Source organism: Streptomyces sp. NPDC086777, from assembly GCF_040702065.1.
Taxonomy (GTDB): Bacteria; Actinomycetota; Actinomycetes; order Streptomycetales; family Streptomycetaceae; genus Streptomyces.
This window is the reverse complement of sequence record NZ_JBFBJI010000005.1, coordinates 191,300-206,513: the sequence shown is the minus strand read 5'-3', so window position 1 is coordinate 206,513 and position 15,214 is coordinate 191,300. Positions and strand designations below refer to the sequence as shown.

The window sequence follows — 15,214 nt, the reverse complement described above, 5'->3', positions numbered from 1 at the left end:
CAGATGGGGGCCTTTCAGACAGGACTCGAGTAGGGGTTGCGGTGGGTCAGGCCAGGCTGAGCTGTCCTCCGTGGGGCCGTGGCAGGAGCACGTTCCGCAACCGGCGCATGTCCGCACGCCAGGGCTCGCCATCAGGTCCGGCCCACAGCTCCATCAGCTCGGACGGCTCGGTCATGACACGGTCGAGGGCGCTGAGGGCCAGATCGCGCAGGCCGGTGAGATCGGGAAGAGGCTCTTTCGACCCGTAGACCGGACCGGCAGGCTCACCCCCCGGACATTGCGCCGCGACAAGGGCGGCGGCGGCCACCGCTCCATCTGATGCGGGCGCTTCGAGGTAGTCGGCGCAGTCGATCACAGATGTCAAAGCGCCGCGAACCATGCCCTCACGTTCGACCGAGAGCGCCTCGTCAAGGTCACCGCAGAAGTCCGCTGCGGTGTCGTTGCTGAAGGGGCCGACGTCCCAAGTACCCATGGATTCTCCTGATCACGGCGTTGACCGGAGAATCCTGACAGAGGCCACTGACAACCGCCGCGTGATCCGGACCAGGCCGGAGCAGGACGTGCTGCCTGGTGTGGTCGAGCTGCTTCTGAAGGGCGGGTTCGCGGAGTAACGCGGCGCCCGCCGGGCATTCGGTCTTCCGGGCTCGGCTCGTCCGGCAGCCCTCGGCGTTCCGTCTTCATGGCCCAGTGGGGGGATTCGGCGTGATACTCGACGACGTACCGGCAACTCCGGCTCACAGGGACGTCACGTCCGACACGGCGGTACGCAAACAGCGGCTGCGCCGCCGTCTGGAACGGCTGATAGGCGTGGCCGCCACCGAGGGAAACGACCTGGTGCCGTTGCGCAACGGGGACGAGATCTTCCCCGCGATGCTCGGGGCGATCCGCTCGGCCCGGCACACCATCGACATGATGACGTTCGTGTACTGGCGCGGACAGATCGCCCAGGACTTCGCCGCCGCGCTGGCCGCCCGCGCCCGCGCCGGGGTGCGCGTGCGCCTGCTGCTCGACGGCTTCGGCGCCCAGAAGATCGAGCGACGCCTGCTGGACCTCATGGGCGAGGCGGGCGTGCAGGTCGCCTGGTTCCGCAAACCCGTCCTGCTGTCCCCGTTCAAGCAGAACCACCGCTGTCACCGCAAGGCCCTCGTCGTCGACGAGGAGACCGCCTTCACCGGCGGCGTCGGCATCGCTCAGGAGTGGTGCGGCGACGCCCGCAACCCCGCCGAATGGCGGGACACCCACGTCCAGGTGCGCGGTCCGGCCGTGGACGGCATCGCGGCGGCGTTCGCGCAGAACTGGGCGGAGTGCCACGACGAACTCTTCGACGACCGCGACCGCTTCACGGAGCACCCGCAGAGCGGCTCGGCGGTGGTACAGGTGGTGCGCGGTTCCGCGAGCATCGGCTGGCAGGACATGCAGACGCTCATCCGGGTCATGCTCACCTCCGCCGAGGAGCGGTTCCGGCTGGCGACCGCCTACTTCGCGCCCGACACCTACTTCATCGACCTGCTGTGCGAGACCGCCCGCCGCGGTGTGCGGGTCGAGATACTGCTGCCCGGCCCGCACACCGACCAGCGAGCCTGTCAGCTCGCCGGCCAGCACCACTACGCGCGTCTCCTGCAGGCGGGTGTGCACATCCGCCAGTACCAGCCGACCATGATGCACGCCAAGATCATCACTGTGGACTCGGTCGCCTCCCTCATCGGATCCACCAACTTCAACCGCCGTTCCATGGACCATGACGAAGAGGTCATGCTCACCGTCCTCGACGAGGGGTTCACCGCGACGCTCGACCGCGACTACGAGGCGGACCTGGAGCACAGCGTCGACATCGACCTCGACAGGTGGAGGCGGCGGGCGGTCCTGCAGCGCGTCAAGGAGGCCGCAGTCACCCCGATCAGGCGTTTCCTGTGACCAGCCCCCGCCGCCCCTTTGGGCGGTGGGGCGCCGGTAGTGAGAACATCCGCCTCATGGATAAGACGGACGGCCGTACGGCCCGCTGGTGGAGGGCGCTGCGCCGGACCCCGGCGGCCGTCTGGAACGACGACATCACGGACTGGGCCGCCGCGCTGACCTACTACGCCGTACTGGCGCTGTTCCCGGTCCTGCTGGTCGTCCTGTCGATCCTGGGCCTGACCATCCCCACGGCCAAGCCACAGGTCATCGACCGCATGGCGCAGGCAGCCCCGCTCGCCTCCCGCGCACTGCTGCGCAGCACCCTGCGGCAGATGGCCGGACAGTCGTCGACGGCGTGGACGGTGATCGTCCTGGGCGGGACGGCGGCCCTGTGGTCGGGGTCCAGCTATCTGAGCGTCTTCCGACGGGCGTTGCACGCCATGCACCGGATCAGTTCGCACCGGCCGGTCTGGCGCACCGCGCCGCGCATCGTCGCCACCGCCCTCGTCCTGGTCGCCCTGCTGCTGACGTCCACCATCGCGATGGCACTCAGCGGAAGCCTGGCTCGGCGGCTGGGCCGGGTGCTGGACCTGGGCACCGGACCGCAGGGAGCGTGGGACACACTGCGGTGGCCGGTGGTCGCCGTGGTCGCGGTCGTCCTGGTGCTGGTCCTCTACCGCTCCGGCCCGGAGTCCACCCGTGCGGTCCGGTTGATGGCGCCGGGCGGCGCGCTGGCGGTGGTTCTGGTGCTGACCGTCTCCCTCGGGTTCACCGTCTACACCTCGCACGTCGGCACGTACCACCGCCTGTACGGCTCACTGGCGGGCGTCGTCGTGTTCCTGATCTGGCTGTGGCTGTCCAACCTGGCCCTCCTGATCGGCGCCCAGTTCAACGCAGAACTGGCCAAGTGAACCCGCCGCAGTCCCGACCGGGGTGTGCCGGCGGGCATGATCGGTGCCCCATCGAGGTGTTGGCCCATCTCGTTCGCGCCAGGTGTTCGGAGCGCCGCCGATGAGCCTGTGCGGGCCCGGACCGGAGAGCACGGCAGCCCTCTCCTCGGCGTACTGGATGTGACTCCGAACCGCTCGCCGACGGACTACTGCACCCTCGCGACCAAGAAGGCCCCGGCGGCATCGTGAACCCTCTCCTACCGCGCCTGCAGTGGCACACAGAGGGTGGAGTGATCGGACGCGCCCGTGCTGTGACCGGCCAGGATTGGCGTCGCGGCCGGTGGGGCCTCGTGCGTGTGCACCATGCCCCACCGGACTCGCCGACCGGAGGACGCGGATGAGACCTGCCGACTTCGACGACCTGATCCTGATGCTGATGAAGGGCGAGATGGAACCCAACGGCACGGACATGATCGTCCTGATGCGGGCGAGCGAGCCGGCCGATCGGGAGACGGCCTCGGACTGGTCGGGCTCGCCGATGACCCCCGAGATCGCGGCCCTCGCCGAACAGGCCTTCTCCGACGACCCCGCCGAGATCGAGCCCGCCCGGCAAGTCCTCTTCGCACTCCGCCAGTCCGAGGCGTCCGACGCGGCGGATGACCGGGAAGCGGGCGTCCGGCAGAGCGAGGCGATCCTGCGGCACGTGGACGCCGCCCGCTTCCCCGTCACCGCGGCCGGCGCGCACCTGAAGCTCGGCGGCGCGCTCCCCAGGCTGTCGTGGAGAGAGGGCGGAGTCGACAGATCCGTGCTGAGGCGTGCCGCCGGCCATCTGGAGAGCGCGCTCGCGCTGCTGCCGGACGGGGAGGCGGACCTGCGGGCGATGGCCCGCTACAACGCGGCCCTGGCCTTTCGTGACCTGTGGCGGTCCGGCGATGAATGGGACGATGACGACGACGACCGGGGGAGGGCCCTCGAGCACGGCCTGGCGGCACTCGCGGCGATGGACCGGGGCGAGTTCTCCGGCGACCGGAGCACGATGAGCCGGGCCGTGCTGGCGGTCCTGATGGCCGACGGTGAGCCGACGGACCCCGAGCCGCGCGATCAGACCATCGCCGTCCTGCAGACATGGCTGGCCTCGCGCGAGGCGAAGTCCCTGCCACGCACCGAGAGACGCGCGCTGAAGGAGGCGCGCGACCACCTGATCAGCGGCCGGGGCCGCTGTGATCGCGAGGCTGGCGCTATGGCCCGTGGCATCCCCAAGTCCGGGCAGGAGTAAGGCCCCGGGTAGGAACGATCTTGCCAAGAAAAGATCCGACTGAGGGGCCTCACGTGTCGACCAGTGTCACCTACACCGCCGTGCTCGATGTGAAGCTGTCCACCGCCGAACACCTGTCCCGACTGCTGCGCGACCACCGGATCGCGGCCAGGACCCGCAAGGGGCGGCGTGCGCTGGGCTGCTTCAAGCAGGCGGTACTCATCTTGCGTTGGTTCCTCGACGGCACCAGGATGGCCCAACTCGCCTGTGACAACGGCCTGTCGACCACCACCGCCTACCGGTACCTGCACGAAGGGCTGACCGTGCTGGCGGCCGGGGCGCCGGACCTCGCGACCGTGCTGGAGCACGCAAAGACAGCCGGGCTGACGCATCTGAACCTCGACGGCACCGTCATCCGCACCGACCGCGTCGCCGTCCCAGGCCCCAACGGCGCGGACTTGTGGTGGTCCGGGAAACACAAGCATCACCGAGGAAACGTGCAGGTCATCTCCACTCCAGACGGCTGGCCGCTGTGGGTCTCGCCGGTGAGGCCCGGCCGAGAACACGACACCACCTGCGCCCGCCACCATGGCCTGATCGACACCCCTGGGCCGCCTCGCCGCCGAACTGGACATGCCCCCCCTGGTCGACCTCGGCTACGAGAACGCCGGCGACGGCTTCCGCCACCCCTTCAAGAAGCCGGCAGGCGGCAAGCTGACCGAGGCCCAGCAGACCTATAACAAGGTCATCCGCGGCATCTGCGAGCGCGCCAACTCCCTCCTCAAGACGACCTTCAAGGCCCTACGCAGGGTCAGCCTGGACCCCAGGCGAATCACGCAGATCGCCGCCGCAGCCCTCGTCCTGCTCCAACTCGAGTACGACCGCACCTTCTGAACATCACACAACGTTAGGATCCGTCACTGGGAAGGGCTCAGTGGACGGCGCCGCCCGGCGGGAAACGGAAGGGAGGCCGTCATAGCCTGCGACGCTTCCCCCTGCACTGTCTCATCGCGGGTCACCGCCTCCGCCGCTTCCCCCCGTTATTCGCGGACTCGGCCGCCCGAACGCGCTGCTCCATCGACTTCGCCGCCCGGACGCACAGCAGGCCCACCACGGCGAGGAGAGCTCCTACCACTTCCATAACGGAGGCGGATGACACCGGGGCGTTGAGCAGGACGTAACCGGAGACCAGCAGCACGCCCCCGCCCAGGGCGCCACCGAGTCGTGCCACGGTGCCGCGCGGTGACCAAGGCCGATTAGCGCGGAGGAAGGCACCCATGAGGCACCACATCGCACCGGCGAGGGCGCCGAGCGTGAAGCCGAGATTCTGGGTGGAGTCCATGGACGGGGTGTCCTCCGTCGGCACGCTGAGACCGGCGGCCTCGACCTCGACCACCGACCCGCGCCACCACACCAGGTCGACCGTCTCCCCTGGAAAGGCGTCCTCCAGAAGCGTGCTGTCCTTGCCGAGTTCCACCCGTGCGGTGCCGGCACCTGGCGCGAAGGTCATGGCGTGGGCCGGGACCCGGCCGCCGACGTCATAGGTCTGCGCGACGGTCGCGACGGTCACTCGTGCGCAGTCCGGCGAGTTGGGCGCCAACGTCGGGCACACATGGGCGCGCGCGAAGTCCTTCTCCAAGGAAAGTGCACGGATCGACTCAACACTGGAGAACACCGCGATGCCCAGCAACAGGATGCCGGCCGCGGCCGCGATCCCCCGCTTCGTTCGGGACGTCACGTTCAAGTTCTAACCCCCAGCTTCCGAAAGATGGTAGCCAGCCGTCGACGAACCGGAAGCACCACCGGCTCCCTGGGCACTCCGTCCCGACGGCGGAGTCGTATTGGCGCGGACGCCGGACAGCGGACGCTGTTCCGTACCGATTCCGCGGTGGCACTCACGCCTTTCTGGCCTTACTCCTGCCCGGACTTGGGGATGCCGCGGGCCACATCACCAGCCTCGCGATCACAGCGAGCAACCACCGCTTACCGGGAATGACTCATTGAGTCGCTGGCCGCAGTCAGGGTCACGTGCTGGCATTTCCCCCCGCAGCGTGGCCACTCCACGACGGTGGCAGGGCCGTTTCCCGCAACGGAAAACAAGTTGGCCGGCCGCCGACCGGCTGCGACGATGCGTCTGTTTCCCAGCTGGAGGACGTTTGTTCGTTTTCGTGTGTGCGGGATGCGGCGCCATGCTGACCACCGCGCTGTCCCAGGTCGCACTGCCGGTCCACGCACGTCAGAAGTACGGGAACGGGGCCCAGTTGCCGGTGCTCATGGAGCCCGGGACGTTTGCCGTGGACCCGGAGCCCTGGGGAGGGCCGTGGCGGATGTGGGACGAGGTCGATCCGGGCGAGGCAGCGGCACGCGGCATCTACGCAGCGGTCTACGCCCTGTCCTACGGCACGCCCGGGTCGAGCGTCATCGCGCCCGGTGATGTCCGTGGAACCCGGCTGATTCCCGGGAAGCGCGGCGGTGCCTGCTGCGGCCTCGACGGAGCCGACGGGCCCAACATGGCCTGCGAGAGATGCGACCTCCCCGTGGCGACCAGGGTCGACGACTGCTCACTGTGGCAGGTGGTGCGGCTCGGCCCGGACGTCGTGCACCGTGTCCCCGTCGACGGCACCCACGGTGCGCCCCTCTCCTGGGCGGAACTGGTCGAGAACGGAGAGAAAACACCCCTGTTCGAGCCGATTGCCACGTGGGGAGGGCGCCTGGGGACGGACCACTACTGGTCGTGGAGCCCCCGGTGGGAGGCGGCAGCCGGCCATGCGCTCGCCCACCTGCTGGTTGCCTCCCAAGGACAGCCGGTGAAGGTCCCGGGCGGTCTGACCGCGGACGTGTTCCAACGAGCGCTCGACGCCCTGCTCCCCGCAGGCCCCCCGCAGCGGCGCGCTCTCCTGGCCGGACCGGGACAGCCCTCCCAGGACGCGGGCGCCGACATCCTCCTCGTACCCGTCCATCCCCAGACGGGCCGGACCTGGACCCCCGTCGACCCGACCCCGCCGGCATACGTCGTGCCCCTGCCGCTGGGCGTGTGGCTGCGGCTGATCTCTCCTCCGCCGTACTTCCCGGTTCCACCGTCGGGCCGCATCCCCATGGACGTACTCCGCGACGACCCGCTCCCGCTGCTCCCCAACCACCTGTTCCGGCCCGACCAGGGCACGTTCCTGCACACCTTGGTCCGGCTGCCGGCCGTGCGCAGCCCATGGCTACGCAGGATCCTGGAGGGCCACAAGGAGGGCGCCGCCTCGGCCGCCCTGTTCTAGCCGTCAGGCAGTCGAACGGCACCAGACTCCCGAAATGGCCCGTCCGCCGGGCGGTTGGGCTGAGAGGGCATTCTGAACCTGTATGCCGGCTTCCCGAAGTCCGCCTGGTGCAGGCACCATCCTGGCCGTCACGTGGCGCTTCGGCGGCTTCTACAGTGTCCCGAGGTAATGCGGGCGCGGGCGGTAGCTCAGAAGGGCTGACTCGAAAACGTGGTGCGGATCGAGAGATTGGCGGACCTGAAGCCTGTCCACCGGCGTCAGGCGGCCGCCCTGGCTCTGTGGCGGTGGCGTGCGCCGATACTCGCGTTCGAATGGGATGCAGAGTGGGGCGTCGACCAGTCCGTGCTGGAGTCGCTGTTCCGCATGGCAGCCGCACCCGTCGGCGAACCGTCAGATCGCGCGTACCTGCAAGCGATGGCCGAGCTGTGCACGGCCCCGCTCTTCACTTCTGAAGTCGACCCGGACGCGGTCCAGCTCTTCCGGTTGGAGACCATCAGCAACCTGCTGACCTTTGGTGAACTGCTGGACAGGCCTGGCGTGGACGGAGCCGAGCGAGTGATCGAAGCCTCGGCCGGCCTGGCGAACTACCTCGACGGTCTCGTTGAGGGTTCCCTCTACCCTCACCCATCGGAGGCAGCCCACCGCCAGTACCTCGCCGACCTGGCGGGGCGTTCGAGCGAGGGCTATTTCGCGGCACGCCACTTCGCTGTCGAAATCGCCTGCCACGGTGCTCTCGGGGCTCTCCCCGATTCCGCAGGGCTGCTCGACTCGTCCATAGGCCGCGAGTTGCTCGCGCTCTGCGAGGACCTCGGCCAAGAGCTCGTCACCACGATGCAGTGGCTCCGCACGACCGGTCACTAGTGCTTTGACCGGGTTGGTTCGCCGGGTTGGTGGCCGCGGCGGTTGGATGTGAGGTGACGTCCGATCCGACCGCCGGAGGCGCGGTGGCCGAGCTTGTCCGTGTGCGGAGACTGACCGACCAAGAGGGGCAGAAGCTGCAGCAGATCGTGCGCCGGGGCAGCACCAGCTCGGTGCTTCAGGCGCGCGATGATGGGCCTCCGCTGGGGCGGACGCCCTCTCACCAACGCCGCGTGACAGGACATGCGGTGAGGAGACTCAACCTATAGGGACTCGCTCACGCAGAAAGCCGACCAGCAGATCGGTAACGGCGGAAGGCCGCTCCAAACTGGGAAGATGGCCTGCCCAGGGCAATTCCACATGGTGGGCGTTCGCGAGCAGATCCGGCAGTTGGGCCGCGATCTGCCGGAAGTCCGCCAGGTCATGCCCGCCGGACAGGGCGAGGCAGGGAGCTTGAACTGCCGCCAGGTCAATCTCGGCCTCGATCGGCTCGAACTCCCCGGCGGCAGCCAGTTGCACCTCAAAGGCACTCCGCTGCATCTGACGCACAGCCTCCCGGGCGGCCTCGTCGGCTTCCGGGCCCAGCCAGGTTTCGACCATGAGTTCCACAGCCCCGGCGATGTCCCCCGCCTCGATCAGCGCGTCCTCAAGCTCACCGAGCACGCCCAGATCACTAGAGGGTTCATGCCCGGGGAGGCCGGAACAGATCAACACCATGGCGCTCGCCCGGTCCGGCCAACGCGCTGCGATCTCCAAGGCGACCCGCCCGCCGTACGAGGCTCCCACCAGTGCCGCTCGTCCGATGCTGAGAGTGTCCAGGAGTTCCAGCACATCCTCGGCGTCGCTGTGGGGCCGGTCCGGCGCAGGGGTCCGACCGAAGCCGCGAAAGTCACAGCGCACCAGCCGGTAACCGGAGTCGATCAAGGCCGGCCACTGCGCATCCCACATCCGTCGGTCACACACCCCGGAATGCAGCAACACCAGCACAGGACCGTCTCCGGCCACGTCATGAGAGAGCGTCATCCGACAGACCCTACGCAGTTACTGACTTCGGCTCGTCAGGGTGACTTTTGCTGGACTTCCTGATGGTTCGTGCTGGCGGTGTAATTTCTGACCTGCCCGTCAAGCCTGCGTCCGATTCGTCACGCTTCGGGCGTAGCCCTGTCCTACTCCCACCTCACGAAGGCATCCTTGCCGGTGCTGGACAGGTGTGGTGCCACCGGATCGGCATAGTCGGGCAGGCGAATCTCCGTCCCCTCGGTCAGAGCGACGAGGAGGTCTTGGAACATGTGCGACAGGCTGTCCCACACCTTCACCGGACCCTCCGTGTCCCCGGCGTGTAGACCGTAGAGCACGTTTCCGAACCGGTCTCCACCCCGGTGGTCGAGGATGAGCTTGCCCCCGGTGATGTCCGTGGCGAGCGGGACCCATCGGACATGGAACGCGTACCCGTACATCCCGTCGTAGATGTCCCGCAGTTCGGGGTCCTCCGACTCGTTTTCGTCGGCCCATTCGGCGATCGTTTCTTCCATCGTTCGTTGACCGGCGCGCATTCCCTCGGCGCCGTGCAGGATGAACCCTCCGGGGAGGATCACGCCGGGACCGCCATGGCCCTTCGTGGCGGTGACCCCGTCGTGATGTCCCAGCCACGTCACCAGGTCGGGGTGCAGGGGGAACCGGCGGTCGGCGATGGCGTCGATGTCGTCCTGCGCGGCGAGTGGGTTCAGGGCGGCGTGGTCCGCGGGCGCGTTGGCCTCCAGCCACGCGTCGAGGCGGGCAAGGACAGCATGAAGGTCGTCGGTCATATGACAACGCTACGAGTCACAGTGGTGGCACCGCCATGCACTGATGACGTCTGCGGACTGACTTCCGCCCGTCAGAGTTACCTTGGACTGCCGAGGGTCAGGCCGGTTCCAGCTATGAAGCCGTCGAGGGTGTCGGGCCGGTACTGAAGTCGTTTGAGCCGGTTGCGGACGAGGGCTTCGAGGCGGTCGAGGGCGACGACGGCGAGGTTGACCAGGCTGCGTTTGACGTGCGCCCACACCCCCTCGAGGGGTTGAGGTCGGGCGAGTAGGCGGGTAACAGGAACACCGCCAGCCATGCACGCTCGGCGATTTGCTCACGCATGGCGTGAGAGACGTGGGTATCCAGGCGATCCCACACCAGCACGATCGGCGCTTTGATGAGCTGGTGGGTGCCGTCGATGAGCGCGATGAAGTCGCGCTCTGCCATGCTGGGACGCTTGCCTTTGCCCGAGGGGTGGGTGCGCAGGCGGTGGCACAGTCGGGTCCGGGAGCCGGGCCGCATGGCGATCAGCCCGGCTACGGACAGCCGTTCCGAACGTCGTCCGCTCACGGTCACCTGCGGAGTCACCCCGCGTCGGCCCCAGGTACGCCCTTTGGGCGGCCGGCGGGTGAAACCTGCCTCGTCTTCGAAACAGATGTAGCCCCCACAAGCCGCCCGGGCTCTTTTATCTCTTCCCAGGTCGCCTCCTTCCATGTGGTGACGGCCTGCTCGTCGCGTTCAGCGACCCGCCGCGCGGGGACCTGCGGGCTGAAGCCGAGCCTGTGTATCAGCCTCGTCGCCCCGGAGACGCTGTAGGAGACGTGGAACTTCCTGCCGATCAAGGTGGCCACCCTTGCTGCGGTCCACACCTGGTCCTCCACCCAGCCGTGCGCGGCCTGGCCCTGCTCGAGGTACGCAGCCAACTTCTCCAGACAGCGCGGGGACAGACGACATCGGGATCCGCTCGGGCCACGGGAGACCAGAGCCTGAGCACCGCCGTCCCGCCACAACTGATGCCATTGATAAGCCGACTTCGAGCTCACCCGCAGACGCCGCGCCACCGCCGACGGCTTGATCTTCTGCTCGAATAACGTGGCCGCCTGCAGCCGTACCGTCTCCCGGCGCCGTCGGCCCGCAGCGGTCAGTCCGCCCCCATCCGCATACCTCACACACCACGGAATACAGCCACCGCACCCGGCCCATCAGGGACTTCACGAAAGTTCACCCTGACGAGCCGAAGTCAGTAGTACGCGAAACACCTCCCGAAGAACACCACTGCTGACCCGCTCACCAACTCGGTGAACCATCTCAGTCATAGCACTAGCGACGGCGTCGTTGGCCGGATGGCGAGCGCGGAAGCCCTGACGGACAGGTGACCTGCGAGGAGGTGAGCTAGGGGTGGACGGCGCTGAATGCCCTGCATCGCCGACGAACGCCCGACCCGCCGACCGTGAACCATCAGCCCCGCTCCGGTCACTTGGGCAGATCGGCGGAGAGGAAAGGAGCAAGGAGCGCGAACAACGCGTCGGGCCGGTCGAGGGGGATGATGTGGCCGCAGTCTTCGAGGTGGTGTCCGACCAGGTCATCGGCGATGGGCCGGAGTTGGCGTTCGAGCCCGCCGCCGACGGGGTGAGAGCCGACGGCCATGGTCGGCATGGTCAGCCGAGCCGTCGCGACCGCGTCCTGGATCTGCTGCGCGCTGGTGGGCAGGGCCCGGTAATAGGAGAACGCGCACCGCAGGGCCTCACCCCCGGTGTACGCGTCGACGAAGGCCGCACGGACATCGTCGGGTACTCCCCGCCCGAGCGTCCCCGAGTCCAGGCCGGACTTGCGGACCGTCTCGACCAGCAGCATTGTCCCGGCCTGGGCGACAACTCCACGGTCGCTGCCCTCGACACGGATACGTGGGTGCGACCCGCTACTCTTCTTCACCTGGAGAGAGTTTCTTTCCTTGCAGCGACAGGACCCTCGACAAGTCCCATCGTTGAAGGTCAGCAGCACTCTCCGCTTATTTGATCAAGACTCGGGCATGCCCACTCGCGACAGCGAAAGGCTAGGAGTTTCCCCGCCGGAACAGCATGCGCCACCAGTTGCCAGGGCTCCCGGAGGGGTTTGCGGGGCAAGGGGCATCGGGCGGAGATACACCATCGACGCCGTACACCGTGTTCTCGAAGCCGCCATGAGAACCATCCATTTGGTCCGAGCAATATTCGATCTGGTACCGCCTGCCGTCAAAGTACAGGTATCCAGGGTTCAGGCCAACGAGCCACCGATTGACAGCTACACCATGGACCCCAGTCTCAGGAGCGACTTTCATGTGCGCTCGCCAGTGCCCGTTGGCGAGCACGCTCACCTCGAACGTGGCAGGCATACTCCGCTGATCTTCGCAATATTTGCAGCCCATGACAAATGATGCATCGATCGTGAATGTACTCACGACTGCCTGCATTTTGTCGTCGTAGCGGTCGGTGACGGGGGGAAGAGGTTCGTCTTCGCCCACATATGATCCGTCATCACACATGCACAAATCGTAGTGAGGCTGTCAATGGGGCACCTCACCCCAGGTGTCAACGGAGACCTTGATCGCCCCGGTTGTACGGGGATCATTACATTTCCGCCGTCACCAGGAGCAGAGACGGATGGACGCCAGCCTCGATCTTGCTTGAGGGTCCGTCGACGGAGTTGGCGGGCCTTTCCGTTTTCCCAGGCGGGTGGTGAGCGCGGGCCGGTGACTCGATGAGCTTGCCCTTGAGCTCGGCGCCCCACGGACTTGACCCGGGTCGGAAGCGACCGGGCCGAAGACGGCCAGCTCACGACGAGCAGGATCACACCGGCCCGTGAGACCATCCGTCGACCGACGAGATAGGCACTCTCACCTGGAAAGTGCTCTTCCCATTGCAGTCAACAGGACCCTCAGTGAGTCCTATCATTGCAGTTCAAGGGTACCTTCCGCGTTTCTGATCAACCCTTGGACAGCCACCTCGTGAAAGCGCGAGGCTAGAGCAGCGGGCGCTTGGCTCCGTCGTGGTCCTGGACACCCGAGGCCGTAACGTGAACGGCCAGCAGCAGACCGAGGGTGTCGGTTACCAGGAACCGCTTGCAACCCTTGACCTTCTTGTCCGCGTCGAAGCCGCGCGTGGCCGCCGGGACGGTGGCGGCGGTGCGGACCGACTGCGAGTCGATCAGCCCAGCGCTGGGCTCCTCGCTTCGCCCCTCGGTCCGGCGGACCTGTGCCCGCAGGGCGTCATGGACCTGGATGACGGTGCCCGCGTCGTGCCAGCCTACGAAGTGCCAGTACACCGTTTGCCAGGGCGTTCTGTGGAATCAGATTTGTCAAGATTGCAGCCTCTTTGCCGTAAAGAAACGCCGTGGACGGTGATCACGCGAACGGGACACTGGTTCGATGACTGAATCAGATGTGAAGGCGGATCTCCGTCTCTACTTGCAGGACGCCCGTGACGCGCTGTTGTGGAAGCTGGAAGGCTTGTCGGAGTACGACATCCGCCGGCCCATGACGGCGACAGGTACCAACCTGCTGGGACTGGTCAAGCACCTGACCGGCGCCGAAGCGGCGTATTTCGGCGAGACCTTCGGCCGGCCGGTTGAGGCGCCGCCGCTCTGGATCGTAGGGGCTGCTGAGCCGAACGCTGACCTGTGGGCGACTGCCGAAGAGACGCGTGAGCAGATCGTCGACGATTACCGCCGAGTGTGCGCCCACTCGGACGAGACGATCGAGTCGGTTCCCCTCGACGCTGTCGGCCAGGTGCCATGGGGACCGCGGCCTGAGCTGCCACTCCGCCGAATCCTTGTCCACGTGATCGCCGAGACTCAGCGGCATGCCGGCCATGCCGACATCGTCCGCGAACTCATCGACGGGACTACGGGACAGCGGCCCGGGAGCGACAATGTGCCGCCCGGCGACTCGGCTTGGTGGCAGCAGTATCGAAGCCGTCTGGAGCAGCTGGCCAAGGAAGCTGGCTCACGCTTGTAGATCAAGTGCCCTCTGGCCACGCTCGGTCCCCTCTTTCTCGGCGAACATCGACGACCGGCAGCAGCGTCGCGATGGCGGGGACTCCGATCTGCTGTGGCGTCGGTCCGGCTGGAGCGGGGACATCGTTGAGCCGTTCCAGCAGTCGGTCTAGGGCGACCTGGCCTTCGTCGACGGCGGCACGTTCATCGTCGGTGAACGGGATGCCGGCGGGCATCTTCTGCAAGTTCTCGCGTCGATCGAGCGACTGCCGAGCCCGCGGGCGATCGCGTGGCACACCTGGGTATCGAACTGTCCGAGCACACCACTACAGTTCTCGATCATTTGACCGATCCAAGAGCGCCGAGGGACCGCAGTCCGGGCCTTGCGCTCTTGATCGCAGAGTCGACCGATTCTCTGGGGGACCATCATGAGACGCAGCGACTTCCTGGCCGCCGCCACAGCGACCGCGCTGTCCGCCTCTCTGTTCACAGGACTTTCGCCGGCCCGGGCGGACGGCACCACCGGCGGCCCCGTCCTGGTGTGGCGCGTCTGCGTCGGCCGCCCATGAGAACGGACCGACAAACGCCTTCAGCGCAGAATGCTGACCGCGCGGGCGATCACGAGGAGCGACGTCAGTAGAGCGGCGACGCTTTCCACACTCATCAGGAACTTGGCGCGTGAGGAGAGCGGCATGGTGTCCGTGGGGCTGAAGGCCGTGGAGTTCGTCACCGATACGTAGAGGTAGTCCATCAGCGTGGGCACCCAGTCAGAGGTCTTGCTGGAGCCGTCGGAGATCTCCTGGACGGCGTCGTCGTTCTCGTCCTGTGAGAATCGGAAGTCGGCCAACGGCAGTTTCTCACGGGGCGCCTGGGTCCGGCTGACCGGTCCGCCGCGGTCCAGTTCCCAGTACGCCAGACCGAAGACGATCACATTGGTGAGCCAGATCTGCAACGAGGCCACCAGCAGTTCCCGGCCGTCTTTCACTTCCGCGGACACCAGTTCATGGATCAGCGTTCCGAGCGCGAGGAGGTTGCTGGCCGCGATGACGGCCACCAGCGTCAGCGAGAGCACGCGAAACGCCCGCGTCTGCCGGGTCAGCCGTCGCGGATTGATCGCTACGAGAGGTATGAGCAGGACCCCCTCCAGGGCGGGCACTACGTAGCGGGGGGCGATCAGGAGCCGCTGGGGCAGAAACAGGTACAGCGCGATGGCGATGAGGATCGCTGCCACGCCTGGCAGCCGCGCCTCTCCTCGGCGTTCGTGCCGCGGATGTCTGAACCGGGCTTCCTCACGT

At 67.3% G+C, this 15,214-nt stretch carries 15 protein-coding genes and 4 pseudogenes; 9 read left to right on the top strand and 10 right to left on the bottom strand.

Going from position 1 to position 15,214, the window contains the following annotated elements; genetic code table 11:
- Positions 1-46: 46 nt before the first annotated feature.
- Positions 47-472, bottom strand: coding sequence for a DUF4259 domain-containing protein (locus AB0472_RS09865; RefSeq protein WP_366354964.1), 426 nt, complete (start codon positions 470-472; stop codon positions 47-49).
- A gap of 233 nt (positions 473-705) precedes the next feature.
- Here AB0472_RS09865 and AB0472_RS09860 point away from each other — a divergent pair, with 233 nt between their 5' ends.
- The 4 genes and pseudogenes from AB0472_RS09860 (at position 706) to AB0472_RS09845 (ending at position 4,935) form a co-directional block, all read left to right on the top strand.
- Entirely contained in the window at positions 706-1,914 is a 1,209-nt protein-coding gene (locus tag AB0472_RS09860; protein WP_366355190.1) for a phospholipase D-like domain-containing protein, read from the top strand.
- A 56-nt stretch (positions 1,915-1,970) separates the two neighbouring features.
- Complete coding sequence (locus AB0472_RS09855; protein WP_366354962.1) at positions 1,971-2,807, top strand: YihY/virulence factor BrkB family protein; 837 nt, start codon at positions 1,971-1,973, stop codon at positions 2,805-2,807.
- Between the two features lie 376 nt (positions 2,808-3,183).
- Positions 3,184-4,062, top strand: a complete 879-nt coding sequence (locus AB0472_RS09850; RefSeq protein ID WP_366354960.1) for a hypothetical protein — start codon at positions 3,184-3,186, stop codon at positions 4,060-4,062.
- Positions 4,063-4,115: 53 nt separating this feature from the next.
- Positions 4,116-4,935: pseudogene (locus AB0472_RS09845) on the top strand (transposase family protein).
- Positions 4,936-5,056: 121 nt separating this feature from the next.
- Here the strand turns inward: AB0472_RS09845 and AB0472_RS09840 are convergent.
- Positions 5,057-5,779 carry a hypothetical protein gene (locus tag AB0472_RS09840; RefSeq protein ID WP_266637508.1) on the bottom strand — a complete coding sequence of 241 codons (723 nt, stop codon included), beginning with the start codon at positions 5,777-5,779 and terminating at the stop codon, positions 5,057-5,059.
- Positions 5,780-6,197: 418 nt separating this feature from the next.
- Between AB0472_RS09840 and AB0472_RS09835 the strand changes: the two genes are divergently transcribed.
- From AB0472_RS09835 to AB0472_RS09825, 3 genes and pseudogenes are all read left to right on the top strand, one after another.
- Positions 6,198-7,307 carry a hypothetical protein gene (locus AB0472_RS09835; protein ID WP_366354958.1) on the top strand — a complete coding sequence of 370 codons (1,110 nt, stop codon included), beginning with the start codon at positions 6,198-6,200 and terminating at the stop codon, positions 7,305-7,307.
- Between the two features lie 210 nt (positions 7,308-7,517).
- A complete protein-coding gene (locus AB0472_RS09830; protein ID WP_366354956.1) occupies positions 7,518-8,168 on the top strand; it encodes a hypothetical protein in 651 nt (216 codons plus the stop codon).
- An 83-nt stretch (positions 8,169-8,251) separates the two neighbouring features.
- A pseudogene (locus AB0472_RS09825) lies at positions 8,252-8,366 on the top strand (IS630 family transposase); the annotation flags it as partial.
- A 57-nt stretch (positions 8,367-8,423) separates the two neighbouring features.
- On the opposite strand, the gene AB0472_RS09820 reads toward AB0472_RS09825, so the two are convergent.
- The 7 genes and pseudogenes from AB0472_RS09820 to AB0472_RS09790 all read right to left on the bottom strand — a co-directional run bounded on the left by AB0472_RS09820 (position 8,424) and on the right by AB0472_RS09790 (position 13,250).
- On the bottom strand, positions 8,424-9,188 hold the full coding sequence (locus AB0472_RS09820; RefSeq protein ID WP_366354954.1) for an alpha/beta hydrolase: 765 nt from the start codon (positions 9,186-9,188) through the stop codon (positions 8,424-8,426).
- 143 nt (positions 9,189-9,331) lie between these two features.
- Positions 9,332-9,970: an SMI1/KNR4 family protein gene (locus tag AB0472_RS09815; protein WP_366354952.1), complete on the bottom strand. Its 639-nt coding sequence runs from the start codon at positions 9,968-9,970 to the stop codon at positions 9,332-9,334.
- 77 nt (positions 9,971-10,047) lie between these two features.
- A pseudogene (locus AB0472_RS09810) lies at positions 10,048-10,607 on the bottom strand (transposase).
- On the bottom strand, positions 10,535-11,095 hold the full coding sequence (locus tag AB0472_RS09805) for a winged helix-turn-helix domain-containing protein (RefSeq protein WP_366355188.1): 561 nt from the start codon (positions 11,093-11,095) through the stop codon (positions 10,535-10,537). The pseudogene AB0472_RS09810 and the gene AB0472_RS09805 overlap by 73 nt, the downstream one beginning before the upstream one ends.
- A 328-nt stretch (positions 11,096-11,423) precedes the next feature.
- Positions 11,424-11,771: pseudogene (locus AB0472_RS09800) on the bottom strand (alpha/beta hydrolase); the annotation flags it as partial.
- A gap of 232 nt (positions 11,772-12,003) precedes the next feature.
- Positions 12,004-12,471, bottom strand: a complete 468-nt coding sequence (locus AB0472_RS09795; protein ID WP_366354951.1) for a hypothetical protein — start codon at positions 12,469-12,471, stop codon at positions 12,004-12,006.
- Between the two features lie 476 nt (positions 12,472-12,947).
- Positions 12,948-13,250 carry a transposase gene (locus AB0472_RS09790; RefSeq protein WP_366354949.1) on the bottom strand — a complete coding sequence of 101 codons (303 nt, stop codon included), beginning with the start codon at positions 13,248-13,250 and terminating at the stop codon, positions 12,948-12,950.
- A gap of 103 nt (positions 13,251-13,353) precedes the next feature.
- Here AB0472_RS09790 and AB0472_RS09785 point away from each other — a divergent pair, with 103 nt between their 5' ends.
- The gene (locus tag AB0472_RS09785; protein WP_366354947.1) at positions 13,354-13,941 is read left to right on the top strand and encodes a DinB family protein; all 588 of its coding nucleotides are present in this window, start codon (positions 13,354-13,356) and stop codon (positions 13,939-13,941) included.
- Between the two features lie 406 nt (positions 13,942-14,347).
- Positions 14,348-14,488: a hypothetical protein gene (locus AB0472_RS09780; RefSeq protein WP_366354945.1), complete on the top strand. Its 141-nt coding sequence runs from the start codon at positions 14,348-14,350 to the stop codon at positions 14,486-14,488.
- 20 nt (positions 14,489-14,508) lie between these two features.
- On the opposite strand, the gene AB0472_RS09775 is transcribed toward AB0472_RS09780, so the two are convergent.
- On the bottom strand, positions 14,509-15,150 hold the full coding sequence (locus AB0472_RS09775) for a hypothetical protein (protein WP_366354944.1): 642 nt from the start codon (positions 15,148-15,150) through the stop codon (positions 14,509-14,511).
- Between the last annotated feature and the right edge of the window lie 64 nt (positions 15,151-15,214).